The sequence below is a fragment of the Stenotrophomonas sp. 86428_Sma genome (assembly GCF_056481585.1).
On the sequence record NZ_CM151156.1, the window covers coordinates 4635656 to 4661016 of the forward strand.

The window sequence follows — 25361 nt, forward strand, 5'->3', positions numbered from 1 at the left end:
TGCCGCTGCAGCGCAAGAACTGCTAAACGAAGCGCCACGCGATCCGCTACTGTGCCCGGCATTGGATTCGGGGAACGGAAGGATGAGCGCGGCAGGCAAGGCGTTGTGGTACATCGAAACCCATGCGGACCGGCCATTGGCACTGGCCGATATTGCCGCCGCAGCGGGGCTTTCGCCGTTCCATCTGTCGCGCCTGTTCCAGGCCCGCACCGGCACCTCGGTGGTGCGTTATCTGCGGGGACGGCGCCTGACCGCTGCCGCGCAGCGGCTGGCCAACGGGGCGGGCGACATCCTGCAGGTGGCACTGGGCGCGGGCTACACCACCCATGCCGCGTTCACCCGCGCCTTCAGCGAACAGTTCGGGCAGACCCCGGAGCGGGTACGCGAACAGGGCACCGATGGGCTGGCGCTGGTGCAGGCGATCCGCGTGGACGATGCGCCGACTGCCTGCGGTGAAGCGCCGCGCCTGCTCGATACCCCTGCCTTCCAGGTCGCGGGTATCGGCATGCGGCATACCCGCGACAGCGGCGGTGCGATACCCGGACAGTGGGCGCAGCTCAACCGGGAATGGCCGACGCCGGCGCCGATCAGCTTCGGCGTGTGCTGCAACAGCGATGACGACGGCGGCTTCGACTACATCGCCGCGCTGCCGGCCAGCGCGGTGCCGAGCGTACCTGCGCACTGGCAACGCGTGGACATTCCGCCGCGTCGCTACCTGGTGGCCTGGCACGGCGGGCACATCTCGACCATCCGCTCGACCTGGTTCTGGCTGCTGGATCACTACCTGCCCGGCTCCGGGCTCAGCCTGGCCGATGCCCCCGATCTGGAACGCTACGACATGCGTTTCGATGAGCACAGCGGCAACGGCGGCGTGGAAATCTGGCTACCAGTGGAGTGATCTTCGAGCGCGGCACCCACCGTAACGAATCGTTGCGCCCGCGGTGACACCCACGCAATCCCGCCAGGTCTACACTCGGTGCATGCGCTCCACGGAGGATCGATCATGCGCCTGCTTCACCTCACCCTCCCGGTGTCCGACGTCACCACCATCGCTGCATATTTCCACGACGTGCTGCAGCAGCGCGTGGTCGGCAATCATGTGCACATCGGCTGGAGCACGATCGAACTGCAGCCGGCAGCTGATCATCCGGTCGGTGGCGTGCACCTGGCCTTCAACGTACCGGACAACCGCTTCAGCGAGGCGATGACCTGGTTGCGTGAGCGCACGCCGCTGCAACGCAATCCGGCGGGACTGGACTACTTCGCGCTGGAGAGCAGCTGGCAGTCGCAGTCGGTGTACTTCACTGGCCCTGACGGCCTGATCCTGGAACTGATCGGCCGCCGCCGTTTGCCGGCCAGCGCGCGCGAAGGTGCGTTCCACGGCAGCGAACTGACCTGCCTGAGCGAAGTCGGCCTGCCCAGCCACGATGTCGACGCTGTGCGCGAACAGTCCAGCCTGCGGTTCGGCCTGCAACCGATCAGCCCGCCGTCGCCGCAGTTCGCGCCGATGGGCGACGATGAGGGCCTGCTGATCGTGGTTGCGGCGGATCGTCGCTGGTTCCCCGAGCAGAAGGACCTGCCGAACGCGCGCGGCTTGCAGCTGCAGGTCGGCGACGTGGCCGGCCCGGGTGTTGTGGAGGACGCCTCGCTCGGCTGGCGGGTGCAGGCGACCTGAACTACCAGCTGCCGGACGCGCCGCCGCCGCCGCTGCTGCCGCCGCCTCCAGACCAGCTGCTGGAACTGCTCGACGACGAACTCGACGAGGATGACGAACGGGACGACGTGCGTTCGCGGGATGATGAAGCCCGGCCACGTGCGCGCTCGCCCGGCAGCATGGTGAACAACCACACGAAGTACAGCAGTACGCCACATACCCCGGACACGATCATCGCCAGCAATCGTGGATCGTCACCTTCGGCACGATGGATCGCCAGCAACGCGCCCGCGGCATAGCCGAGGGTCAACAGCACCAGCACCGTCATGCGCACGATGAAGCTGCTGCGGTTCTTCTTCCAGCGTGTGCGGCAGGCCTGCACCAGCAGGAACACCATCAGGGTGACAACGCCCGCGGCGGCCTGCAGCAGCAGGTGCCGGGCCAGGCTCGGTGGCAGCTGGCCACGCAGCAGCGCCTGCACAAGGAAGAGCACGCTGAGCATCAGCATCCCGCACAGCACGATGCGCACACTTCGGCTGCGGCGCCAGCACCAGCCCAGCAGGGCCGCCACCGGCACACCCAGCGCCAGCACGAAGCACAGGCCCGGCAGCACATGGCGTGGCAGCAGCAGCGCCACGGAGAGCACGCCCGCACCCACAACAGCGGTCAACAGCATCGGGCGGCCCCAGGCCGGCAAGGTCGGCCAGGTTGGTTTTGGTGCCGATGCATTGGCGGCCAGTGCCTTGCGCCGCCGCTCCCGACGGCTGCCGCTGAAATCATCCTCGGCCTTCGCCGGCGGGAGCGGCGGCGGCGAGCGCCACAGCCCGGCCAGGAAGCCGGCCAGCAGGGTCAACGCCACCACCGAGTCTGCGCGTCGCCAGTCCGCAGGCAGCACGTTGCTGGCCGACGGTTCTTCCCATGCCGGCAGGTCCTCGCCATCGATCAGCGCCACCATGATCGTCGTGCCATCGAGCACGCCCTGGTCGACATCGCCCTCACGGAAACGCGGCACGATCGCGTTGTCGATGATGCGAGCGGCGTACGCGTCCGGTAGCGCTCCTTCCAGGCCATAGCCGGTCTGGATGCGTACGCGGCGGTCCTGCACCGCCACCAGCAACAGCACACCGTCGTCGACACCGGCGCGACCCAGCTGCCACTGATCGAACACCCGCTGTGCATAGGCCTCGATGCCTTCGCTGCCCACGCTGGGTACCACCAGCACCTGCAGCTGTGCACCTTTCCGTGCCTGCAGCTGCAGCGCCTGCCTGCGCAGGGTGGCGCGGGTTTCAGCGGACAGCGCGTTGGCAGTGTCCACCACGGGATCGTCCAGCGCCGGGACCGGGATTGCCGCCAGCGCTGCCATCGGCAGCAGGCACAGCAGCAACAGCAGCCACACGGTGGCGGCCGCCTGCTGCAAGGGGCGCGCCGGGTTCACGTACCCTGCCCTGCCTCGATCTGCGCATGCAGCGCCTGCAGCTGCGCCGCCGTCTGGTTGAACACCTGCAGATCGGCATCCACCAGGGCCGCCCAGTCAGGCGCGTGCCCCAGCAGTTGCGCCACCTGCTCGTTCGGCGCGCGGTCGAAGCCCTCGCCAAGCACGGCAAGATAGCGCTCACGGAACCCTTCGGGGTCGCGCTGGTCCTGCACGTACAGCTGCACGGCCAACAGCCCCGCATACAGGTAGTTCACCAGATAATTCGGGTCTTCATACATCAGACGCTTGCCGATCCAGGTGTTGCGCAGCTGCGGGTAGCGCTCCGGTTGCTGGCCGAAGCGCGCCAGCACCTGCCCGGTCAGCGCGTCCAGGTCATCGGCGGTGCCCAGCGTGCCGGCGGCCACGCCCCGATAGATCGACTGCTCCAGCTGCGCTTCCTCGGAAGAGGTGAACAGCTGCAGCACCATGTCGTCCAGCAGCGATTTCAGGTAATAGGCTTTGGCGCGCGGATCCTCTGCCTGCTGGTACAGCTGGTCGCGGAAGCGCAGCTCGTTGTAGATCGCGAACGCCTCGGTCAGCCACTGGCTGCCATTACGCTGCAGCGGCGACGCATGACCGCGCTGCATCCACTCGCCGTGCACGGCATGAGCGGCTTCATGGGCGATCTCGACGTCGCTTTCCAGATCACCACGGCGCAGGCCAACGAACAGCATTGCCGGCACACCGGGAGCGCTCACCGGGAACGCGTCCTGGCTGCGGTCACCACGTTCGGTGGCCAGATCCATGCGCTGGTTGGCCGGATCGAGCAGCGCGCGCAGTTCGGCGACGTACGCCGGTCCCAGGTGCTGCATGGCATCGGCGGCGTTGTCACGCAGCTGCGCCAACGTCAGCACTGGTGGCGTATAGCCGGCATCGGGCACGGTGGTATCCCAGATCTGCGGCGCGTCGATGCCGGATCGCGCAGCGTGGCGCAGCAGCATGTCCTGGTAGGCACGGCGGTCCCCGGCGTGCTGTTCGATCGCCACCAGCGTTGCATCCACTGCGGCAGTATCCAGGCCCATGCGCTGGTAGCCATATGCCGGCGCCGAGCCGTCACCCTGCAGGCGTGCGGCGGCGTCATTCACCTGCACCAGCCCCAGCAGCACCGAGGCCATCGGCTCACGGCGCGAGTGCAACCCCTGCCAGTAGCCCTTCCAGCCGGCCTCGCGCAGGGCGCGGTCGGGCTGCTGGGCCAGCAGCTGCTTGTCGCGTCCGGTGTCCCAGTGACGACCGCCGTGCTCGATCTGCGGATACTCGGCGCTGCGCAGGATCTGCCCGCGCAGGCGCGCGAAGCTGTCCAGCGCCGGATCGGCCAGTGCCTCCACGGCCTCATCCAGCGCGACGTTGGCCGGGGTGGCAGCCTCCTTCAGCGCCCGAGTGCGCAGGAAGCCATACGGTGCTGCCCACGCCGCATCTGCGGGCGCCTCGCGCAGAGCGGCGCGGCCGCTGCGGGCAATGCGGCTGCACAGCCCCATCACCTGGTCCAGCGCCTGGGCCGGACGCTGATCACGCGCATTGCGGGCGGCCTGCAGGTGCAGGTAGCTGTGATGGCGCAGGCACTGCGCCTCCAGTACCTCGGCCTGCCGGAAGCGTTCCGCGGGTGCAACGGTGGACGCCTGCTGCAGAGCCTCGACGCGCTTGCCCAGTGCGTCACGCGCGGTCTGTTCGGCGGTGGCATTGGCGAAGTAGGCGCGGTCATCGGCATGCACCGACTGTGCCTGGGCGCCGCTGAGGGAGGCTATCGCCAGCACAGCTGCGATGGCGGCGGTGGTGGTGCGCTTCCTGAAAGCCTGCATCGGCGTCTCCCTGCCTGGACCAGGGATCGAGCCTAGCAGCCGCTGGCCCGCCGCGCCTGTGCCGGATCAGCCATCAGATCGACTCATCCTCACGCTTGACCAGCGTCCAGCACGGCGCCTGCGCAAAGGTATAGGTCTGCTGGTCGCTGCTGTCCTGCGTACGGATCTGCACCTGCCGCTGTCCATCGGCCAGGAGGCTGACCTGCATTTCGCGGCCCTGCCCGGCCAGTGCGGCGGGATCAGGCATCACCGGCCACTCGACATCGGCCCGCGCCAGCCGGCTTTCCACCTTGCGCGGTTCCGGCTCGGCCTCGGCATCGATGTAGCTGTCCAGCAGCGGATCGGCGGTGGTCTTTTCCTGCAGCGCGATCTCGTTGCCGAAATGCTTCAGGAACGTATCGAATTCCGGGTAGGGGCACTCACTGCGTGCAGCCACAGCTGTTGGCTCGGCGACGGTGGTCGCCGGCGCCGCTGCGGCAGGTGAGGCTTCGGTCGCGGTCTGCGGTGCCTGCGGCACTGGCGCGCAGGCTGCCAGCACCGCGCCACAGGCAAGCATCAGCACTGCGGCAAAACGGTATCGACACATGGGCACATCCTGAATCCGGTCCGGTCGCTCCATGCTACCGCGCACCCTACAATTCAGGCATTCCGCTTGTCCGAGAGTCCTCATGCATCGCCTCCTGCTCCTGATCGGCCTGCTGCTGCCCGCCCTGTGGCCGGCGGTGGCGAGGGCCGTCGATGTCCACGAAGGCGACCTTCTGTTCGTCACCGCCGGCCGCAGCGGTCTCAGTGCGGCCATCGACGATGCCACCGGCAAGCAGGGCGCGCCCAGCTTCGATCACGTCGCGCTGGTCGCCTCCGCGCCGAAGGGCTGGGAGGTATTGCATGCAGACGAGAAAGGATCGCGCCGGCAATCGCTGGTCGAATTCCGCCAGGAAGCGCGCGCCAAGCAGCGGCAGATCGTGGTCTATCGCCTGCGCGCGCCGCAGCAGGCAGCGATCAGGGATGCGGTCGCCACCGCGCGCACGATGCTGGGCAAGCCGTACAACACGTCGTATGTGTTGAACGAGGACAGCTACTACTGCTCGGACTTCATCGAACGCGCCTTCCGTGCGCACCACGTGTTCGCATTGCAGCCGATGAATTTCCGTAACCCGCAGACCGGGGAGATCGCCCAGCGCTGGGTGGATCTGTACCGCGGCATGGGCATGGACGTGCCGCAGGATCAGCCCGGCACCAATCCGAACGACATGTCGGCGGCGCCGGTGTTGCAGCGCATCGGCATGCTGGAATAAGCAAAGCCCCGCACGGGGCGGGGCTTCGCATCACCGGAGCTGGTGGCGAGGTCACTCTTCCTCGTCCTGCCCACCCTGCTGCTGGTTGCGCTGGTTGCGCTGCTGCTGTTCCTGCTGCTGTTGCTGCTGCTGGTCGCGGCCACGACCCTGCTGCTGATCCTGCTGGTTCTGCTGGCCCTGCTGCTTCTGGTTCGGGTTCTGGTTCTGCTGTGCCATGTCCGATCTCCAAAGCCACTCGCGGAATGCGGTGGACGTGGCCATCGTCTGCAGCGAATGGTTAATCACGCGTGGGTGGGCGGCTACATCTGTGTGTACGCGTGTGAATGAACGCGCAGAAGCCCTTGTGGCACAAGCGGCTGAAGGATTCATGCGGGTTCGGCATGTGCTCATGCCATCGTCAGCCTGCACGCATTCATGGCGTTCGCCGCCGGAAACACGCGCTGAACAAGGTTGGCTTCCCAACGCACGCAGGGAAGCCAACCCTGCATTCAGGGCATCACGGGCGGCACATAGGCCAGGGTCATGCCCAGCAGCCACAGCAGGCCCAGCACCAGCGGAATGTGCACCAGCAGCTGGATGAAGGTGAAGCCCACGATGTCGCGTGCCTTCAGGCCCAGCACGCCCAGCAGCGGCAGCATCCAGAACGGGTTGATCAGGTTCGGCAGCGCTTCGGCCGCGTTGTAGACCTGCACCGCCCAGCCCAGGTGTGCCTTCAGTTCATTGGCGGCCTGCATCACGTACGGCGCCTCGATGATCCACTTGCCACCGCCGGAGGGCACGAAGAAGCCCAGCACCGCCGAATAGACGCCCATCACCAGCGCGAAGGTATCGGTGCTGGCCACGTGCACGAACAGGCTCGACAGGCGGTGCGCCAGTGTCTGCCCGTCGCCGCCAGCAGCATGGGTGAGGATCATCGCGATGCCACCGTACAGCGGGAACTGGATCAACACGCCGGTGGTGCTGGGCACCGCCTTGGCCACCGCGTTGAGGAAGCTGCGCGGCCGCCAGTGCAGCAGCAGGCCCAGCGAAATGAACAGGAAGTTGTAGGTGTTGAGGTTGGCGATGGCAGTGACCACCGGCTTGCTGGCGAACTCGTTGAACAGCCAGCCGAACGCCAGCAGCGAGAGCAGCACGGTCAGCAGCGGGCTGTATTCCAGCCATTCGCCCGGGCGCGTGCGTCGCTGCAGCGGTTCCGGCTCGGCCTGCGCAGCGCCTGGGAACTCCTCGGCAGTACGCGCACTGCCGGCAGCCGGTGCGGTCAGCCAGGCGATCAGCAGCGAGACCAGGATCAGCACTGCAGTCAGCGCAATCGACTGCCACAGGAAAATGGTTTCGGTGAACGGCAACACGCCGGTGATCTCCACCAGCCCCGGCGGCATGCTGGCCGGGTTGGCCTGCAGCTGTGCGGCCGAGGAACTCAACCCCATGGCCCACACCGCGCCCAGGCCAAGATATGCCGACGCACCGGCGGCGCGGTAGTCCATGCGCAGTTCGGTGCGGCGGGCCAGCGCGCGCACCAGCAGGCCGCCGAACACCAGCGAGAAGCCCCAGCTGAGCAGCGAGGCGAGCATGCTGACCAGGCCCACGTACACCACCGCACCGCGTCCGGTGCGCGGCACCCGGGCCAGGAAGTCGATGAAGCGTGCAACCACCGGTGCGGTTGCCACGGCGTAGCCACCGATGACCACGAAGGCCATCTGCATGGTGAAGGGGATCAGGCTCCAGAAGCCGTCACCGAAGGCGCTGGCAGTGGCCTGCGGAGTCGAGCCGAAGCCCATCGCGGCCACCGCGACGATGACCACGCCCAGCACCGCGAACACGTACGCATCGGGGAACCATTTTTCCGCCCAGGCGGCCGAGCGCAGCGCAGCGCGCGCCATCCAGCCGTCCTGTACTGCTGCCGTCGAGGCCATCGCCTACCCTCCCAGGTTCGATGGATCGATTCTGGGCGGTGGGGTGCAGGCTGTCTGCCACCTATTGGTCGTAGGTGGCGGAATGGTAGTGCCGGCCGCTGGCCGGCAACCTCGGGTTCGCGCACGGGTGCAGCCGGCCAGCGGCCGGCTCTACCAAACTCAAGGATCGTCGTAGGTGGCGGGATGGTAGTGCCGGCCGCTGGCCGGCAACCTCGGGACCGCATACGGGTGCAGCCGGCCAGCGGCCGGCTCTACCTCACCCTGGGCTCAACGCAGCGCCAGGTCCACGGCGATGCCGGCGAACAGCGCGGCACCCACCCAGTTGTTGTGCAGGAACGCCTTGAAGCACGGGCCGCGCTCGCGGTTGCGGCAGATCCAGAACTCGTACACCACCAGAACGGTGGCCACCGCCACGCCGGCCAGGTAGTACCCACCCAGCCCGCCGCGCACGCCGACCAGCGCCATGGTGGCCAGGAACAGCGCGTACAACACGCCCTGGATGACCAGGTCGAGGTCACCAAACAGGATCGCGGTGGAGTGCGAGCCCATCTTCAGGTCGTCCTCGCGGTCGACCATGGCGTACCAGGTGTCGTAGGCGGTGGACCACAGGATGTTGCCGGCATACAACAGCCAGCCCAGCAGCGGCACCTCGCCCTGCACGGCGGCGAACGCCATCGGGATGCCCCAGCCGAACGACATGCCCAGGTAGACCTGCGGCAGATGGGTATAGCGCTTCAGGTACGGGTAGCTGGCGGCCAGGAACACGCCGATGAAGCTCAGGCCGATGGTCAGCCCGTTCAGGGTCAGCACCAGGCCGAAGGCCACCAGCATCAGCACCGCGAACAGTGCCAGCGCGGCACGGCCGCTGATTGCGCCGGTGGCCAGCGGACGGGCCTTGGTGCGCTCCACATGCGGGTCGAGCCAGCGGTCGGCGTAGTCGTTGATGACGCAACCGGCCGAGCGGGTCAACCACACGCCGGCGGTGAACACGAACAGCGTCCACAGCGGCGGCAGGCCGCCGGCAGCCAGCCACAACGCCCACCAGGTGGGCCACAGCAGCAGCAACGTGCCGATCGGGCGATCAGCGCGCATCAGACTCCAGTAATGCCGCCAACGCGGCGTCGCCGGCGACTGCGGCGAAGTGAGGGGGGTATCAGCCATGGCGATAGGATACTCCTGCCCCTCCGGCAGGGCTTTGCCGGTGGGGGGAGATTTGTTCGGCGAAACTGGATAGAATGCCCGTCCCGCACCGCTTCATGGCGCTGCGACGCCCGCCCCGGCACTGGCCGACGGCGCGGCGGTTCTACAACGCGCCCGTAGCTCAGCCGGATAGAGTAGTGGCTTCCGAAGCCATTGGTCGGGGGTTCGAATCCCTCCGGGCGCGCCATCTTCTTGTCGGCTTCGGCCTGCCAATCACCGGGCAGATTCGCCCGCGCATGTCTCCGTTCTCAGTTTATGAGTCCCGCAGGGCGCAGAATGTGATTCTGTACTCCAGCTCCATTTGGATTGAGTAGACTCGGCGCCATGGGTATCGCCTTGCCAGCACAGGACAGCCTCGGCGTCGGTCTCTATTCCTACGCCGATGCTGCGCGCTTCATTGGCGGCAGCTCGTCGGAACTGCGCCGGTGGCTGAAGGGCTATCAGGGTCGGAAGCACGGGAATCCGGAAGCCCACCCTCCCCTGTGGAAGTCGCAATGGGCCGATTCAGAGATCGACGGCATTGGCTTTCGCGATCTGATCGAGCTGCGCTTCGTCCGCACATTCGTCGCATGTGGCGTGCCACTCAACCTGGTGCGGCGAACCATTGTCGAGCTGAACGAGCGGCTCGGTAAGGAGTACCCCTTCACCAGCACGAGCTTCAAGACTGATGGGCGCCGCATTTTCATGGAGCTCGTGGGCGACAGCGGCGATGCAGCACTGGTGGATGTGGTGAAGCGCCAGGACGTGATGCGCAAGGTCATCGCACCTTCGCTGCGTGACGGCATCGAACTGGGCATCGATGATCGTGCCGAACGATGGTTCCCACTGAAGGGATCCCGTGCGGTGGTATTTGATCCACAGCGCAGTTTTGGTCAGCCCATCCTTGCCGAATCGGGCGTTCCTACCATCGCCATTGTCGAGGCGCTGCGCGCCGAAGGTGGCGACGAGCGTCGCGTGGCCAAGCTGTATGACCTATCTCTGACTGCAGTGAAGAAAGCACTGCAGTTCGAGAATCGAGCCGCGCGTTGAAGGCGCAGATCGATGAGAATCTTCCGCCCGCGCTGGCCCGGGCCATCGACGCCATTGCAGGAACGGACGAACACGAAGTCTTCCACGTAAGGGAGTTCGTGATGCCCGGCACTACTGACCTGGAGCTCTTCGACGCGGCCACCCAGCGTGGCATCCGCGTACACGTTACCCAGGACCATCATCATCGCAAGCCCGCAGAGCGCGAGGCGATCGCACGCCTCGGCCTGACCGTATTCGTTCTGGCCAAGGGCTGGAGCACGTTCAACCACTACGAGCGCGCAGCGCGGCTTCTGGAGTGGTGGCCCAAGATGATGCAGCAGGCCGAACTCGTGCAACCTGGTGCAATGTTCCGCGTACCGCATGCCAGGGCGTCCGGGGGGCGGCTGACGCAGATCAAGGTGTCACGGTAGCCGCTTCGCGCGTCAACCCTCTTCATCCGTGAAACCATGCTGTGCACGCAGCATCGGGTCGGTCTCGATCATGAACATATGGAACAGGTGTTTATGGTCCCGCGACCAGCTCCCCTGCAACAGACGCCACGACGCCACATCTACGCGCGGCAGCTTCCGTTCCAAGTAGTAGACACAGCTGCCATCGCCCGAGAAGTGTCCGTCCAGCAGCCGCCAGCGCGCGTGATCCACGCCGGGCAGAGGCTTCCCGTCGCAGTAGACGCTGCTGTCGTCAACGGCGTACAGCGGGTCCTGCGGGATTGTCTGCAGCAGGTCGCCGCGCAGGCAATGCTTCATGCGTCGGCCGCAGTACCAGCCGCCGTGATCGTCGGCACCGTAGCCGCCGCCCATACTGCGGAAAGTGGCGCAATTGGCTTCGGCCAAGGCTTTCAGCGAAGTCTCGTATTCGAAGTAGACATTGCGCTTGTCCAGCCAGTAATCGCCGCACTGGCGGAAGCTGTCGCGGTCAATCGCAGGCAGGCGGGTCCAGGCGTGGTAGACGGCGTGCGAATCGCGCGCGATGAAATAGTGCTCGGGGATGAACTCGAAACTGGCCGCGTCGGCCTTGCGCAGCAACCGGCCCTGGTGGAAGACTTGGCCTTCGTGGATTCGCCAGAATTCGGTGCCGTAGGGGCCGACGAATCGCTGGTCAGGAAGTTCGCTGATCTTCTGCCATGGCATGGTATGGGGCTCCGCCAACGGCGGGGCCGTTAGTTTAATGCGGTCGGCGGGAAAGACAGCCGGGCGTGGGTTCGGCTCTACGGGTGCCAATGCACCGATGCAGACAGCAACGCCGGGCATGGCCCGGCGTTGTGTTCAAAGCAGTCGAGCATGGCTCGACTCTACACAGAGCAGATCAGTACTTCCCATCAAACGCAAAGATAGGCTTGCGCTGCTTCCACGCACCAGCAGTAAAGTCCGGGAACTCCAGGGTCTGGAAGCTGTTGGCGATCGACTGCTCGCTCAGCGGGGTGATCGCGCTCCAGGTCACTGCGTCATAGATGTCGATCGGCATCGGTGCCTTGGCCTTCAGCGCTTCCACGAACGCATGGATGACGAACCAGTCCATGCCACCATGACCAGCGCTGGCAGCAGTCTCGGCATTCTGCTTCCACAGCGGGTGTTCGTACTCGTCCTGGTACTTCTTGAACTCCTCCCACTGGTGCGGCGGGCTGCGGCCTTCGATGTGGATCGAATGGTTCACATCCATCCACAGGCCCTTGGTGCCCTGCACGCGGAAGCCCATCGAGTACGGGCGCGGCAGCGAGGTGTCGTGCTGCAGCAGGATGGTCTCGCCGTTCTCGCAGGCCAGCGTGGTGGTCACGATGTCGCCCAGCTTGAACTTCACCTTGGTGCTGGGATGGGTGGTGCCGCCACTCTTGGCCACGGTGTATTCGTGCAGGCCGCGCGCCTTGGTCGCAAAGGCGTTGATGTGGGTGAAGCGGTTGCCACGGTTGATGCCGGTATACATCGCGCACGGGCCGATGCCGTGGCTGGGATACAGCTCACCGTTGCGCTCGACCGAATGCTCGGTGCGCCAGCGGGCTTCGCTCCAGCCCTTGGGACCGAATTCCACGCCGCTGTCGTAGGGCTGGTTCGGGTCACCGGAATTGAACTTCACGCCGCGCAGGTCGTGCTGGTAGCCGGCCTGCAGGTGCACCAGCTCGCCGAACAGGCCCTGGCGCACCATCTGCAGCGCGGCCATCACGTCGCGGCGGTAGCAGACGTTCTCCAGCAGCATGTAGGGCGTGCCGGTACTCAACTGGGTCTTCAACACGTCCCAGTGGTCCTGCAGGGTGATGCCGGCCACTACTTCACAGCCCACTGCCACGCCGGCCTGCATCGCGGCAATCGCCATCGGCGCGTGGTACTCCCACGGTGTGGCGATGATCACGCCATCGATGCCCTTCTGTTCCAGCAGGCGCTTCCAGGCATTGGTGTCGCGATCCTGGCCATAGGTCTTCGGGGCCGGCTTGCCGGCCTTGCTGACCATCTCCACGGCGCGGCCGAGCATGATCGGCTCGATATCGCAGACGGCGACAACCTCGACGTCATCGCGGCGCACCAGTTCCTTCAGCAGCACCAGGCCACGCATGCCGGTACCGATCATGGCCAGGCGCACCTTGCGCCCGCGTGCCCAGGCCGGGGTCTGCGGCAGCAGGCTGCTGGCGGCGACAGCGGCGCTGGCCGCGATGAATTCCCTACGCTTCATGGCAAACATCTCTCCTCTTGGCAGCGTGCCGACCGAAGCCGGCACGCCAGGTCACGCAAACGGAATTACTTGAACCGGTAACCGACAGTCACACTGTAACCACGACCGAAGATGGTTGCGTAGTCACTGGAGTCACCCAGGAAGCTGTTCGGATCGTAGAACGGCAGGCGGTTGAACAGGTTCTTGACGGTGAAGCTCAGGTTCCACGCGTCATCCGGGCGCCAGGTGACACTCATGTTGGCAGTCCACCACGACGGCGCACCATCGCACTTGCTCTTCTGCAGGGCCAGGTAGCCGCCGGTGCAGGTTTCCTTGTTGTTGCTCACCTCATCAACCTGGTCGGTGGCCCACTTGGTGCCGCCCACGTAGTTGACGAACATGCTGGTGGTCACCTGCTTGTAGGTCCAGTCGGCATTGAGCGTGGCACGCAGGCGCGGGTTGTTGTAGTAGCCGACCACGTCGCCGTAGTACCAGCCGTTCTCCGCATCCATGTAGAAGCGGTTGCGGTTGGCGATGGTGGCGGCCAGGCCGATGTTCAGGTTGCCCCAGTCGCCCAGCGAGAAACGGCTGCGCGCATCGATGTCGAAGCCGTCGATCAGGGTCTTGCCTCGGTTCTTGTACTGGCCCACCACGCTGGCCACGTTGCCGGCCGAATAGCCCGGCAGCACCGACGGGCAGCTCACGCCACTGGCCGGGTCGGCACACATGGCCGCCAGCTGCGCCAGGTTGGCGCGGTCGCTGTCGGTGATCGGCGAGCGCGACATCGAGATGATGTCTTCCATGCGGCGATAGTCCGGCGCGACGATTTCGTTGTTGCGGTAGATGAACCAGTAGTCGGCCGACACCGACAGCCAGCTCGCCGGCTCGTAGACGAAGCCGAGGGTGGCGATCTTCGCCTTCTCCGGCTTCAGGTCCTTGTTCGGCTGGGTCATGCGGGCCACGGTGCGGCTGCAGTCGACGTTCAGCATGTTCTTGCCCAGGTCGACATCACCCGGCCGCTGCGACTTCAGCAACAGGTTGGCGATGGCGTTGGTCTCGTTGCAGCGCAGCTCGTCGCGGAAGCCGCCGAGCTGCGCGAACACGCCGCCATTGCCGGACTCGGCCAGGCTCGGTGCACGGAAGCCGGTGGAGTAGGTACCGCGCAGCATCAGCTGGTCGAACGCCTGGTACTTGAAGCCGATCTTCGGTGCCACGTTGGCACTGAAGTTCGGGTACTTGTCCACGCGCACCGCCGCATCCAGTTCCAGCTTGTCGGTGATCGGCGCCACGGTTTCGGCAAACAGCGCGTAGGTGTTGCGCTTGCCGTCGAACCAGGAACCGCCCTGCTGGGTGATCAGACCGTTGGCGGCGTCGGCGTTGCCCGGAGTGTAGAAGGTTTCGCGGCTGGCGTTGAAGCCGAATGCCGCACGCATCTCGCCGGCCGGCAGCTGGAACAGCGGGCCTTCGATCTTGCCGTCGAGGGTGTGCAGGCGGGTCCACGACTGGATGTCGAAGGTCGGGAACGCTTCACGGATCAGCGCGGCGTTGGCTTCGCTGATCTCGCCGAACTTGTACGCCGGATGGTCGGAAATGATCACGCGGCCGGTGCCCGGATCGATCGTGTACGGGCCGAAGGCCTTCTCGAAGCCCTTGGTGTTGACGTTGATCGTCTGGTAGGTGGTGGAGTGGGTGCCGGCGCTGGCGAACGCGGTTTCCCAGTTCCAGTCGCCCCGGTTGCCACGCGCACCGGCCAGCACGCGGTAGCTCTTGTCGGTATTGCGCTGGCCGAAATAGTTCGGGCCGGCATCCTGCAGCAGGTAGTTCAGGCCGACCACACCGCCCATCATCGCCTTCATCTGCGGGCTGGCGTGGTTGTATTCGTTGTTCGGGCCCAGGAACGGGTACAGGAACTGGTTGACGGTGTTGCCGGTATTGCGCGAGAACCAGCTGGTCGGGTTGCCGGTGGTGGTGCCGTAGGTGCGCGGCGTGCCGCCGTTGGCACGCAGGTCGATGTCGGTGTAGGTCGCCTCGGCGAAGATCTCGGTGCTGTCACCGACCAGGAAGGTGCCGTTGAGGTAGGCGGTGTTGCGCTCGGACTTGGCACCGGCGTCGATCTCGTTGTTCATCCAGGTTTCCCAGACGCAACGCGGACCGGCCGCTTCACTGGTCAGCACGTTCCTGCAACCCGGCGCAGCTTCCTGCACACGGCGGCCGGTGACTGGATCGAAGGCGAAGTAAGTGCCCGGATTGAATTCACCCGGCTTGCTGCCCACGCCCAGGCGCAGGTTGTTGAGGTAGTTCGGATTGTTGACGTAGTACTGGTCGGGCCGCTTGTCGTAGAAATCGCTCAGCGGGATCGCGTCGCGGCGGTACATGTTCACCGCGCCGTAGATGTTGAAGCGGTTCTCGGCCAGGTCACCGAAGCCGGCGGTGATGCTGGCCTGGCGTTCGCCGTAGGAGTCGATGCGCGAAGAGGTGTCGTTGGTGAAGCTGACCTCGGCCCCCTGGAAGTTGCGCTTGGTGATCACGTTGATCACGCCGGCCACCGCGTCGGTGCCGTACACCGCCGAGGCGCCGTCGGTCAGCACTTCCATGCGCTCGATGGCCGCGGCCGGAATCGCATCGATGTTGACGAACTGGGTCTGGAAGCCGGCCGGTGCACCGTAGTACGACAGGCGGCGACCGTTCAGCAGCACCAGCGTGCCCTGGGCACCGAGGCCACGCAGATTGGCCTGCGAGGCACCATCGGAACCGGTGAACAGCGAACGCGCGTCCTGCTGCGCCGGGCGGGCGGCCGGCAGGTTGTCGAGCACCTGCAGCAGCGTGCGCGCACCCATGTTCTGGATATCCTGCTTGCTGATCACCTGCACCGGCGAGGCGGTTTCCACGTCGGTGCGGCGGATGTTGGAACCGGTGACCTCGATGCGGGCCAGGTCGGTGGCCTTGTCCTTGCTCTCCTGGGCGAAGGCAGGAACGGCGACCGACAGCAGCACGCCGGCGATGGCCAGCGACAGCGGAGCGATCGAACGACAGGGGGGGCGGTGGTGGCGGGCGGGCAACATCGGGGTTCTCTCCTGGCAGGGGTGCAGCGCAATAAGTGAGCGCGTGGGCGTTCGGCGGGCAAAACGCTCCCGGGCCACGGCCACGAGGGCCGTAGTCGGAATGGGCGGGGGGAGGAGCGGTGTTACGAGGGGGTCATGGGGCGACGATGCTGGCGGAGTCGCCCTCCTGGCCGATCAGTACGGCATTGGCCCAGTTGGCGCAGACCTGGGCGGGTTGACTGCCCTGCGCACCCAGCGTGCGCAGGCTCAGGGTGGAAAGGCCTCGGATGTCCAGCTCCGGCTTGACCACGCCGGGTGCCTTCACCAGGCCGCTGTCATACAACAGGCGGTTGTCACCCCAGACCTGGAACTGCAGGCCACCGGCGGTGCGGCAGGCGTCGTCGATGCCGAGGTCGGCACGCAGCAGGTGCCAGCCACCCTGCAGGCGCAGGTCGATGCGGCTGTTGGCGCCGACGCCCAGGCCACGGCGGAACTGCAGGCGGTTCATGCGCATGCCGGCGTCGCCACGGAAGGACTGGTCGGTGCGCACCTGGCTGGCCAGCGCGGCCGGCACCGGCAGCTCGGAGAGATAGCGCTGCCGGGCCGGTCGCTCCGGTTCCTGGTGTTCGAGGATGTGGAAGGTGGACAAGGCGATCGGGCCGACGTCGCGTGGCTGCAGTGCATCGAATGCGCGGGCGCTGCCCTGTGCGGCGGTGACCATCGGGTCGGTGCTGCTGGCGCCGTCGCCTTCGGGGTTCTGCACGCTCAGCACGCGGAAGCGCAGCAGGCGCCCGGCATGGGCCGGGAACGCGATGCGCTGCACGCCCTCCTTCAACTGCAGGCGGCCACGTGCGATCGGCTCGCCCCACTCGCCATTGCTGTCGCCCAGGTACACCTCGTAGTCGCGCACCTGGCCGTGCTTCCAGTTCTTGTCGTTGCGCGGCGCGATGTCGATGCCGTCGATCATCCTGCGCTCACCGAAGCCGATCACCCACTCGTGCGCACCGGTGCGCACGGCCTGGTTGCGCACACTGCGGAACCAGGTGGCCGGATCGTCGTCGAAGGCATTTTCCAGCGCATGGCCAGGCTCTTCGGCCGGGCGATTGACCACCAGCAGGCTGTCGGCCGGCAGTTCGCGGCCCAGCACCGGCGCGGCCGGATAGGCATCGTCGGCGGCCGCGGCAGCCACCGCGAAGTCCAGCTGCAACTGCAACGGCTGGCGGATGTCCTGGGCGGCGGTGCGCACATGCACGGTGCCACGACGCTCCTTGGCATCGAAGTACCAGCCTTCACTGGCGTTGTTGAACGCGGCGGCATCGGCCAGCGCCGGCAGCGCGCGACCACCGGCCTGTACCGCGCGCGGCGCCTGGCGGCTGAGCACGCGCAGGCCATAACGACGCTGCGCCAGCTGGCCGTTGTACTGGCCCTGCACGGCATCAATCTGCACCTGCACCGGGCCGCTGCCCTGCGCCGGCGCCTGCACGCGGATCTGCTGCGTGCTCGATTCACCCTGCTGGTAGCGGCGGGTGTTGCCATCGTCTTCGTACAGCGTGTACTGCGACTCGCCCTGCGGGTACAGGTCGAACGTCACCTCATCGAGTGGCTTTTCGCCATCGAACAGCATTGACGGGTACATCGGCAGGATCGCACCGGCACGCACGAACACCGGCAGCGTGGCCAGGTCCACCTGGCGGTCGAGCTGGCGGCCATCGGCGGCGGCCTGCACGCGGCGGCCATCCCAGTAGTCGATCCAGCCGCCGGCAGGCAGGTGGATGTCGCGGCGCCAGCCACGGCTTGCGGCCTGGCTGCGATACACCGGTGCCACCAGCAGGTCGCGGCCGAGCAGGAACTGGTACTTGTAGGTTTCATCCTGCGCATGCGGATCGCGCGGGTTGTCCCACATCAGGCCACGCACCGGCGGCGCGCCGCTCTGCGCGGCCTCGTGCACCAGCCCATACATGTACGGGGTCAGGCGCATCTTCAACTTCAGGTAGTCGCGGTTGATGCTGCGGTAGGGCTCGTCGTACCACCACGGGTGCTTGCGCGCGTTCGACGACCAGCCGCTCATGCCCATCAGCACCGGAGTGAACGCCTTCCACTGCAGGTCGCGGGTGAAGGTCTCGGCGCTGCCGCCGAAGATCGCATCGACATCGCCGCTGGCGTAGGCCATGCCGGACAGGCCCGAACCGACCAGGGTCGGCACATGCCAGCGGATGTAGTCCCAGCTGCTGCTCTGGTCGCCGGTCCACGCTACGGCATAGCGCTGGATGCCGGCCCAGCCCATCACCGTCCACAGGAACGGGCGCGAATCGGAATTGTCGAGGATGCCGTTGAAGGCCTGGCGGTTGGCGTCCATCGCGAACTGGTAGCCCTTGCCGGTCCAGGCCACGTCCAGCTTCTGCACGCGGCTGCCGGCCTTGCCCACTTCCCAGGCGATCTTGTCGACGCCGTTCTCGGTCCACAGGCCGGTGCGGAAACCATAGCCGGCCAGGCCCTTCACTGTTTCCGGCAACTGCTTGTAACCGCAGCCGTAACCATCATTGGGCAGGATCCAGCCACCGGGCATGTCGTGGGCGCGGTACTGCTTGGCCACGCTGTCGATCACATCCGGGGTGGTGCCGGTCGGGCCGTCGCTCCAGCCTTCGGGCACGGTGCCGGGCTTCTTGCTGTTGTCGCCGTCGTTGTAGCAATCGGCATCGCCGTAGGACAGCGCCCAGCGCGCGACCATGTTGGGGCGACCAGTCAGCTGGGTGTAGCGCTCGATCAGTTTCGGCAGGTCGGCGCCGACGAAGTAGTACGCATCGAAGCGGTCTTCGCGATGCAGCAGCGTGGCCTGGTCGGCCTCGCGCAGATCGTAGCTGCCATCGCTCCAGGTATTGCGCAGCATGCCCCAGCCGCGGCTGCTCAGCAGCATCGGCGCCGGGCTGGGGCGGTCGCCCTCTTCCCAGCCGCCGGAGTAGGACACTTCCAGCTCGCGGCCCTTGAACTGGTAACGGCCGTTCTGCTGGCCGCCACCGAAATAGCCTTCATCGGCCTGCGAGGACAGCACCTGCACGCTCTGCGTGGCATCCAGGTCCAGCGGCTGCAGTTCCTGCCACAGCGCGGTGGGCTGGCCGTTGTCCAGGCGCTCCAGGCGCAGGCGCAACGGCTGCCGCTGCACATGCAGCACCAGTGCATCGGTACGCACGCGGATTTCCTGCGCGTCTTCTTCCAGCTGCGCCTGTACGTTCGCCTTGGGCTGCGGCAACACGATCGGTGCGGCCTTGTCGCCGGCGCCGGTCAGCGTGCCGTTGCGGCCGGCCTGCACGCGGATGATGTCGGTAGCCGGCAGTTCGATGCGGATGCGCGCGCCCTTGTCGGTCTGCAGATCCCAGCCCTGCACGCCGTCGCGGCTGGCGCTGGCGCTGACCGAACGCAGGTTGCCGACCGGCTCGGCCCGGGCCGGCATGGACGCCAGCATCAATGCCGGCAACAGGGCCAGCATCAGCGGCGAGCGACGAACGCAGATTTCCACGCGGACTCCCAACCCGTTCACCGGGCGTTTCGAAAGCGATTGGGCCGACTCTAGGGCAGCGATTCGAAAGATGTCAACAAATTGAAAGGAAAAAGGAAGATATATTCTATTGAAACGAAAGTTGTTGCACCGCAATACTTTGTGTAAGCGCTTGCAGGCGCCTGTTAAGCATTGTGCGATACGGCATCCGGCCCGTTCTTTCGTTTTCCCGAGCACACCCGGGCGGGAAAAGTCACCACGCCATTTTCTTTCTTTTTACTTTCGCTATTTGACATTTCGAAAGAAAACACAGATGGTGCGCTGGCCCAACTGGAACCTCCGAATGGACGTCACCCTGCTTTCCGATGTGTCCGCCTGGCAGCGCCTTGGCGGAGCCGATACCGCTACCGAAATCGCCCAGCAGCCTGCGCTGTGGGAAGCCCTCGCACAGGACCTGTCGCGTGCCCGCGACCGCCTGCAGGCCTTCCTCGGCGACAGCCTCAACGATCCCAACCAGCGCGTGCTGTTCACCGGCGCCGGCAGCTCCGGCTTCATCGCCGAAATGGTGGCCGATGCGATCAACGCGCAGTGGCCAGCCGATGTGCGCGTGGTGCACACCACCAGCCTGCTGACCCACCCGGCGCTGTACCTGCAGCGCGACCGCCCGACCCTGCTGGTCTCGTTCGGCCGCAGCGGTTCCAGCCCGGAGAGCGTGGCGGCAGTCGACCGCGTGCGCAGCGACGTGGATGACGCGCGCTTCCTCGACATCACCTGCAATGCCGATGGCGAACTGGCCCGACGTGGCGCCGGCCGTGCCGATACCTGCACCCTGCTGATGCCCTCGGCCAGCTGCGACCGTGCCTTCGCCATGACCAGCAGCCTGACCTGCATGCTGCTGGCCGCGCTAACCGTGTTCGATCGTTCGCCGTGGGACGCGCGCGTGGCGCGCCTGAAGCAGATCGCCGCGCTGGCCCGCGAAGGCCAGGCACAGTGGGATGCACCGGTGGCCGCGCTGGCACAGCGCCCGTTCAACCGCATCATCTACCTCGGCAGCGGCCCGCTGGAAGCGCTGGCACGCGAGTGTGCGCTGAAGGTGCTGGAACTGACCGCCGGCCGCGTGCTGGCGCTGGCCAACACCCCGCTGGGCTTCCGCCATGGCCCGAAGTCGACGCTGGACGGCAACACCCTGGTGGTGGTGCTGCGCAGCGTGCAGCCGCTGGCGCGCCGCTACGAACAGGACCTGCTGGAAGAACTGCGCCGCGATGGCGTGGCCGGCCAGGTACTGGCGATCGGCCCGCATTCGGACATCGGTGCGGACGACGAGTACACCCTCACCGTACCGGCACTGGATGATCCGTGGCTGGCACCGGTGTGGCTGGGCTTTGCGCAGCTGTTCGCGCTGCAGCGCTCGGCCGCACTCGGCCTGACCCCGGACAATCCGTTCCCGGATGGCACCGTCAACCGCGTGGTCAAGGGCGTCACCATCCACCATGGCTGAGCTGATCGCCCACGCCTGCTACGGCATCGACATCGGCGGCACCAAGATCGAGCTGGTGGCGTGCGATGCGGCGATGCAGGTCACCTGGCGCCGCCGCGTGGCCACGCCGCAGGGCGACTACGGCGGTTTCCTGCAGGCGGTGGTGACCCTGGTCGCCGAGGCCGATGCCGCGCTGGGCCGTAGTGATGCGGCCATCGGCATCGCTCTACCCGGCGTGCGCGACCGCCGCAGCGGCCGCCAGCTCAGCGCGAACGTGCCTGCGTTGACCGGCCACAGCGTGGCCGCCGACCTGCAGGCACGCCTGCAGCGGCCGCTGCATTTCGGTAACGACCTGCAGTGTTTTGCCCTGTCGGAAGCACACGGCGGTGCCGCCGACGGCTATCCCAGCATGTTCGGCGCCATCCTCGGCACCGGCGCTGGCGGTGGTTTCTGCCTGCACGGCCGCCTGCTGTCCGGTTTCAACGGGCTGGCCGGCGAATGGGGCCACTGGAGCGTGCCCGGTCATCTGCTGCAGCGCCACGGCCTGCCGCTGATCGACTGCGCCTGCGGCCTGCAGGGCTGCGTGGAGCGCTATGTGTCCGGCAGTGGCGTGGCGATGATCGAGCGTCACCTCGGTGGCAGCGCCGCCGACGCCAGCGCGGTGATCGCTCTGGCCGAAGCCGGCGATGCGCGCGCGCGCAAGGCGCTGGACATCCATCGCGACCTGCTCGGCCATAGTCTGGCCGCGCTGGTGCTGGCGCTGGACCCGCACGTGATCGTGCTCGGCGGCGGTCTTTCGCAGTACGCGCCGCTGTACGAGCACCTGCCCGCCGCCATCGCCGCCCATCTGTTCAACGGTGTGCAGGTGCCACCGATCGTGCCACCACGCTTCGGCGATGCCGGTGGCGCACGTGGTGCTGCCCTGCTCGCCTGCCAACCCTCGTTTTCCTGATGTCCGGAGCCTGACCATGTCCCCGTTGCAGACCCTGCTTGCCTCCCACCGCGCCGGTGCCAACATCGGCCTGTACAGCGTCTGCTGCAGCAACGAGCAGGTGCTGCGCGCGGCCATGCACGTGGCGCTGGCACACGGCACCGTGCTGCTGATCGAGGCCACCTCCAACCAGGTCGACCAGTTCGGCGGCTACACCGGCATGACCCCGCCGCAGTACCGCGATTACGTGGGCACGCTGGCCGATGAGGAAGGCTTCCCGCGCGAACGGCTGATCCTGGGCGGTGACCACCTCGGCCCGAATGCCTGGCAGAAGCGCCCGGCCGCCGAAGCGATGAGCCACGCGCGCGTGCTGATCGAAGCCTACGTCGCCGCCGGCTTCCACAAGATCCACCTGGACTGCAGCATGTCCTGCGCCGATGACCCGGTGCCGCTGCCCGACGCCATCGTTGCCGCGCGTTCGGCCGAGCTGGCCGAGATTGCCGAGCGTACCGCCGCCGAACACGGCCTGCTGCCGCCGGTCTACGTGATCGGTACCGAAGTGCCGATTCCGGGTGGCGAAGCCTCGCTGGCCGAAGGCCTGCAGGTGACCACGCCGGCCGCCGCCGCGCAGACCCTGGCCATCCACCAGCAGGCGTTCGATACCCCGCAGCTGCGCGATGCGTGGCAGCGCGTGATCGCGATGGTGGTGCAGCCCGGCGTGGATTTCGACCACAGCAGCGTGCACGAATACGACGCGGCCGCCGCCAGTGCGCTGGCCGGCTTCCTCGAACAGCAGCCGCGCATCGTGTTCGAGGCGCATTCCACCGACTACCAGCGCGAAAGTGGCCTACACGCGCTGGTACGCGACCACTTCGCCATCCTCAAGGTCGGCCCGGCCGCCACCTTCGCCTATCGCGAGGCGCTGTTCGCGCTGGCCGCGATCGAGGCCGAGCTGCTGCCAGCCGCGCAGTGCTCGCGCCTGCCGCAGGTGCTGGACGAGGTGATGCTGGCGCAGCCGAAGTACTGGCAGTCCTATTACCAGGGCGATGAGGCGGCGCTGCGCCTGCTGCGCAGTTACTCCTTCAGCGACCGCTGCCGCTACTACTGGGGCGAGCCGGCGCTGGTGCAGGCGGTGCAGACCCTGTTCGCCAACCTGGAGCAGCATGCGCCGCCGCTGGTGCTGCTCAGCCAGTACCTGCCGGAGCAGTACCGCGCCGTGCGCGAGGGCCGCCTGGCCAACACGCCCACCGCACTGGTGCAGCACCGTATCGGCCTGTGCCTGGGCGAATACGCCCGCGCCTGCAGCGCCAACCAGGCCGGCCCCCGCACGCAGAACGCGGGCTCGGCTGCCGGCGTTGCTGCGAACGGCTAATCTCTACCTTTTCCCGCGAAACCGAGAATGGCCATGCGCAACACCCGCTCCCGCCGGCAACAGATCCTGCAGCTGCTGATCGAGCATGGCTCGGTGCAGGTGGCCGATCTGGTCGAGCGCTTCGGCGTGTCGGCGGTGACCATCCGTGCCGACCTGACCCACTTCGAGTCGCAGGGCCTGGCCAACCGTACCCACGGCGGCGCCACGCTCGTTCGTACGCCGCCGCAGGAACAGGACATCCACGAGAAAGACGCGCTGAACCTGCCGCTGAAGGAATCGATCGGTGCGCGCGCTGCGCGCCTGGTGCAGCCCGGCGACAACATCATCATCGACTCCGGCTCGACCACGATGACCCTGGCCCGCCACCTGCGCGCGCATCGCGACGTGACGGTGATGACCAACGGCCTGAACATCGCCTGGGAACTGGCCAATGCCGCGGGCATCACCGTGCTGCTGACCGGTGGCCTGCTGCGCCAGCAGTCGCTGTCGCTGCAGGGCAGCCAGGCCGAGGCCAGCCTCAATTCGTACAGCTTCGACACCCTGTTCCTGGGTGTGGACGGCCTGGACCTGCAGTTCGGCCTGACTACCCACGATGAAGCCGAAGCCCGCCTCAACCATCGCATGGTCGAGCGTGCGCGCCGTATCGTGGTGCTGACCGACGCCTCCAAATTCGGCCGCGTCAGCCTGCATCGCATCGCCCTGCTGGATCAGATCCACGCCATCATCACCGACGCCGGCATTGACGATGCAACCCGTGAGGGGCTGCAGCGGCTGGGCATCGAAGTGATCATCGCCGAGCCCACCGCATGACCGACACCCGCACCCTGCATGGCCGCATCCTCACCCCGCTGGGTTGGCGGCGTGGCCACGTCCACTTCGATTCGCACGTGCGCCAGCTGCAGGTGGATGACCACAGCGGCGCTGACGACCTGCAGCTGCCGGTGATCCTGCCCGGCTTCATCGACCTGCATGTGCATGGCGCGGCCGGCGTGGACCTGATGCAGGGCGGCGACGTGGCGCGAACCATCGCCCGCACCCATCTTCGCTTCGGCACCACCACGCTGCTGGCGACCACCATGACCGCCGGGCTGGACGAGATCGAGTACGCGCTGCAGGGCGTGGCCGCCACCATGGCGGCACCCGATGCAGACGCCGCCAGCATCGTCGGTGTGCATCTGGAAGGACCGTTCATCAGCCCGCAGCGTCTGGGTGCGCAGCCCAACCGCACGATCGAGGCGACGCTGGCACTGGTGCAGCAGCTGCATGCGCTGGCACCGATCCGGGTGATGACGCTGGCCCCGGAAATCGGTGAGCACACCGCGCTGATTCCCGCGCTCTCGGCGATGGGCATCCGAGTGCAGCTCGGTCACAGCGCCGGTACCTACGAGGAAGGCGTGGCCGCGCTGCAGGCCGGCGCCTCCGGCTTCACCCACCTGTTCAACGGCATGACCGGCGTCGATCACTATCGCCCGGGCATTGCAGCGGCGGCGTTGGCACATGCGCAGTACGCCGAGATCATTCCCGACCTGCAGCACATCCACCCCGGCGTGATCCGGCTGGCCGCGCGCGCGATCCCGCGCCTGTACGCGGTGACCGACGCCACTGCCGCCACCGGCATGCCCGACGGCGAGTACGCGTTGGGCGAGCAGCGCGTGCACAAGTGTGGCGGCTGCGTGCGCCTCGCTACCGGTTCGCTGGCGGGCAGCGCACTGACCATGGACCAGGCGCTGCGCAATCTGGTGCGCGTCGGCCTGGAGCTGGCCGATGCCTCGCAACGTGTTTCCACCTTCCCGGCGGACTACCTGGGCCTGGACGATCGCGGCCGCATCGCGCCCGACGCCCGCGCCGACCTGGTGGTGCTGGACGCCGAGCTGCGCCTGCAGCAGGTGGTGGTGGGCGGGCGCGTAGTTGATTTGAACGCCGCAAACGCCTGACGTGCCGCCGCTCCTTAACGCCGGAAATGCCTGACGCACCGCCTTTGTAGAGTCGAGCTTGCTCGACTGCTCTGCCGCGCCCCGCGCGGTCAGTCGAGCAAGCTCGACTCTA

Annotated in this window: 20 protein-coding genes and 1 tRNA gene; 11 read left to right on the top strand and 10 right to left on the bottom strand. The window is 66.8% G+C overall.

Going from position 1 to position 25361, the window contains the following annotated elements:
• Window positions 1-82: 82 nt before the first annotated feature.
• Window positions 83-898 carry an AraC family transcriptional regulator gene (locus tag ACZK3J_RS21280; protein WP_032127095.1) on the top strand — a complete coding sequence of 272 codons (816 nt, stop codon included), beginning with the start codon at window positions 83-85 and terminating at the stop codon, window positions 896-898.
• Window positions 899-1003: 105 nt separating this feature from the next.
• The gene (locus ACZK3J_RS21285; RefSeq protein ID WP_414577030.1) at window positions 1004-1675 is read left to right on the top strand and encodes a VOC family protein; all 672 of its coding nucleotides are present in this window, start codon (window positions 1004-1006) and stop codon (window positions 1673-1675) included.
• A 1-nt stretch (window position 1676) separates the two neighbouring features.
• Here ACZK3J_RS21285 and ACZK3J_RS21290 read toward each other — a convergent pair whose 3' ends face one another.
• The 3 genes from ACZK3J_RS21290 to ACZK3J_RS21300 form a co-directional block, all read right to left on the bottom strand.
• Window positions 1677-3017, bottom strand: a complete 1341-nt coding sequence (locus ACZK3J_RS21290; protein WP_478476993.1) for a TPM domain-containing protein — start codon at window positions 3015-3017, stop codon at window positions 1677-1679.
• A gap of 68 nt (window positions 3018-3085) precedes the next feature.
• A complete protein-coding gene (locus tag ACZK3J_RS21295; protein WP_049461706.1) occupies window positions 3086-4924 on the bottom strand; it encodes a M3 family metallopeptidase in 1839 nt (612 codons plus the stop codon).
• A 73-nt stretch (window positions 4925-4997) separates the two neighbouring features.
• Window positions 4998-5510 (bottom strand): hypothetical protein, encoded by a 513-nt coding sequence (locus ACZK3J_RS21300; protein ID WP_049461705.1) that lies wholly within the window; start codon window positions 5508-5510, stop codon window positions 4998-5000.
• A gap of 82 nt (window positions 5511-5592) precedes the next feature.
• On the opposite strand from ACZK3J_RS21300, the gene ACZK3J_RS21305 reads away from it, so the two are divergent.
• Complete coding sequence (locus ACZK3J_RS21305; RefSeq protein ID WP_049461704.1) at window positions 5593-6219, top strand: YiiX/YebB-like N1pC/P60 family cysteine hydrolase; 627 nt, start codon at window positions 5593-5595, stop codon at window positions 6217-6219.
• Between the two features lie 51 nt (window positions 6220-6270).
• On the opposite strand, the gene ACZK3J_RS21310 is transcribed toward ACZK3J_RS21305, so the two are convergent.
• The 3 genes from ACZK3J_RS21310 to ubiA all read right to left on the bottom strand — a co-directional run bounded on the left by ACZK3J_RS21310 (window position 6271) and on the right by ubiA (window position 9293).
• Window positions 6271-6435 (bottom strand): hypothetical protein, encoded by a 165-nt coding sequence (locus tag ACZK3J_RS21310; protein ID WP_005414774.1) that lies wholly within the window; start codon window positions 6433-6435, stop codon window positions 6271-6273.
• Window positions 6436-6707: 272 nt separating this feature from the next.
• Entirely contained in the window at window positions 6708-8132 is a 1425-nt protein-coding gene (locus tag ACZK3J_RS21315; protein ID WP_180862767.1) for a short-chain fatty acid transporter, read from the bottom strand.
• A gap of 267 nt (window positions 8133-8399) precedes the next feature.
• The gene (gene ubiA, locus ACZK3J_RS21320) at window positions 8400-9293 is read right to left on the bottom strand and encodes a 4-hydroxybenzoate octaprenyltransferase (RefSeq protein WP_097049961.1); all 894 of its coding nucleotides are present in this window, start codon (window positions 9291-9293) and stop codon (window positions 8400-8402) included.
• A 149-nt stretch (window positions 9294-9442) separates the two neighbouring features.
• On the opposite strand from ubiA, the gene ACZK3J_RS21325 reads away from it, so the two are divergent.
• From ACZK3J_RS21325 to ACZK3J_RS21335, 3 genes are all read left to right on the top strand, one after another.
• Window positions 9443-9519, top strand: a tRNA-Arg gene (locus ACZK3J_RS21325).
• A gap of 137 nt (window positions 9520-9656) precedes the next feature.
• Window positions 9657-10361, top strand: coding sequence for a DUF433 domain-containing protein (locus ACZK3J_RS21330; RefSeq protein ID WP_277778687.1), 705 nt, complete (start codon window positions 9657-9659; stop codon window positions 10359-10361).
• Window positions 10358-10771 carry a DUF5615 family PIN-like protein gene (locus ACZK3J_RS21335; RefSeq protein ID WP_033832463.1) on the top strand — a complete coding sequence of 138 codons (414 nt, stop codon included), beginning with the start codon at window positions 10358-10360 and terminating at the stop codon, window positions 10769-10771. The genes ACZK3J_RS21330 and ACZK3J_RS21335 overlap by 4 nt, the downstream gene beginning before the upstream one ends.
• A gap of 12 nt (window positions 10772-10783) precedes the next feature.
• Here the strand turns inward: ACZK3J_RS21335 and ACZK3J_RS21340 are convergent, their stop codons facing one another.
• The 4 genes from ACZK3J_RS21340 to ACZK3J_RS21355 all read right to left on the bottom strand — a co-directional run bounded on the left by ACZK3J_RS21340 (window position 10784) and on the right by ACZK3J_RS21355 (window position 19556).
• Entirely contained in the window at window positions 10784-11491 is a 708-nt protein-coding gene (locus tag ACZK3J_RS21340) for a DKNYY domain-containing protein (protein ID WP_414577023.1), read from the bottom strand.
• Window positions 11492-11666: 175 nt separating this feature from the next.
• The gene (locus tag ACZK3J_RS21345) at window positions 11667-13022 is read right to left on the bottom strand and encodes a Gfo/Idh/MocA family protein (protein WP_106469419.1); all 1356 of its coding nucleotides are present in this window, start codon (window positions 13020-13022) and stop codon (window positions 11667-11669) included.
• A gap of 65 nt (window positions 13023-13087) precedes the next feature.
• Window positions 13088-16063 (bottom strand): TonB-dependent receptor, encoded by a 2976-nt coding sequence (locus ACZK3J_RS21350; RefSeq protein ID WP_478476222.1) that lies wholly within the window; start codon window positions 16061-16063, stop codon window positions 13088-13090.
• A 133-nt stretch (window positions 16064-16196) separates the two neighbouring features.
• Window positions 16197-19556 carry a TIM-barrel domain-containing protein gene (locus ACZK3J_RS21355; RefSeq protein WP_478476223.1) on the bottom strand — a complete coding sequence of 1120 codons (3360 nt, stop codon included), beginning with the start codon at window positions 19554-19556 and terminating at the stop codon, window positions 16197-16199.
• Between the two features lie 322 nt (window positions 19557-19878).
• Here ACZK3J_RS21355 and ACZK3J_RS21360 point away from each other — a divergent pair, with 322 nt between their 5' ends.
• The 5 genes from ACZK3J_RS21360 to nagA are packed head-to-tail and all read left to right on the top strand — an operon-like array spanning window position 19879 to window position 25249.
• Window positions 19879-21033: an SIS domain-containing protein gene (locus ACZK3J_RS21360; RefSeq protein WP_005411499.1), complete on the top strand. Its 1155-nt coding sequence runs from the start codon at window positions 19879-19881 to the stop codon at window positions 21031-21033.
• Complete coding sequence (locus ACZK3J_RS21365) at window positions 21026-21964, top strand: ROK family protein (protein WP_478476224.1); 939 nt, start codon at window positions 21026-21028, stop codon at window positions 21962-21964. Before ACZK3J_RS21360 ends, ACZK3J_RS21365 begins: the two co-directional genes overlap by 8 nt.
• Before the next feature lie 16 nt (window positions 21965-21980).
• The gene (locus ACZK3J_RS21370; protein WP_478476225.1) at window positions 21981-23315 is read left to right on the top strand and encodes a D-tagatose-bisphosphate aldolase, class II, non-catalytic subunit; all 1335 of its coding nucleotides are present in this window, start codon (window positions 21981-21983) and stop codon (window positions 23313-23315) included.
• Between the two features lie 33 nt (window positions 23316-23348).
• The gene (locus ACZK3J_RS21375) at window positions 23349-24125 is read left to right on the top strand and encodes a DeoR family transcriptional regulator (RefSeq protein WP_014038836.1); all 777 of its coding nucleotides are present in this window, start codon (window positions 23349-23351) and stop codon (window positions 24123-24125) included.
• The gene (gene nagA / locus ACZK3J_RS21380) at window positions 24122-25249 is read left to right on the top strand and encodes an N-acetylglucosamine-6-phosphate deacetylase (protein WP_478476226.1); all 1128 of its coding nucleotides are present in this window, start codon (window positions 24122-24124) and stop codon (window positions 25247-25249) included. Before ACZK3J_RS21375 ends, nagA begins: the two co-directional genes overlap by 4 nt.
• Window positions 25250-25361 lie beyond the last annotated feature (112 nt).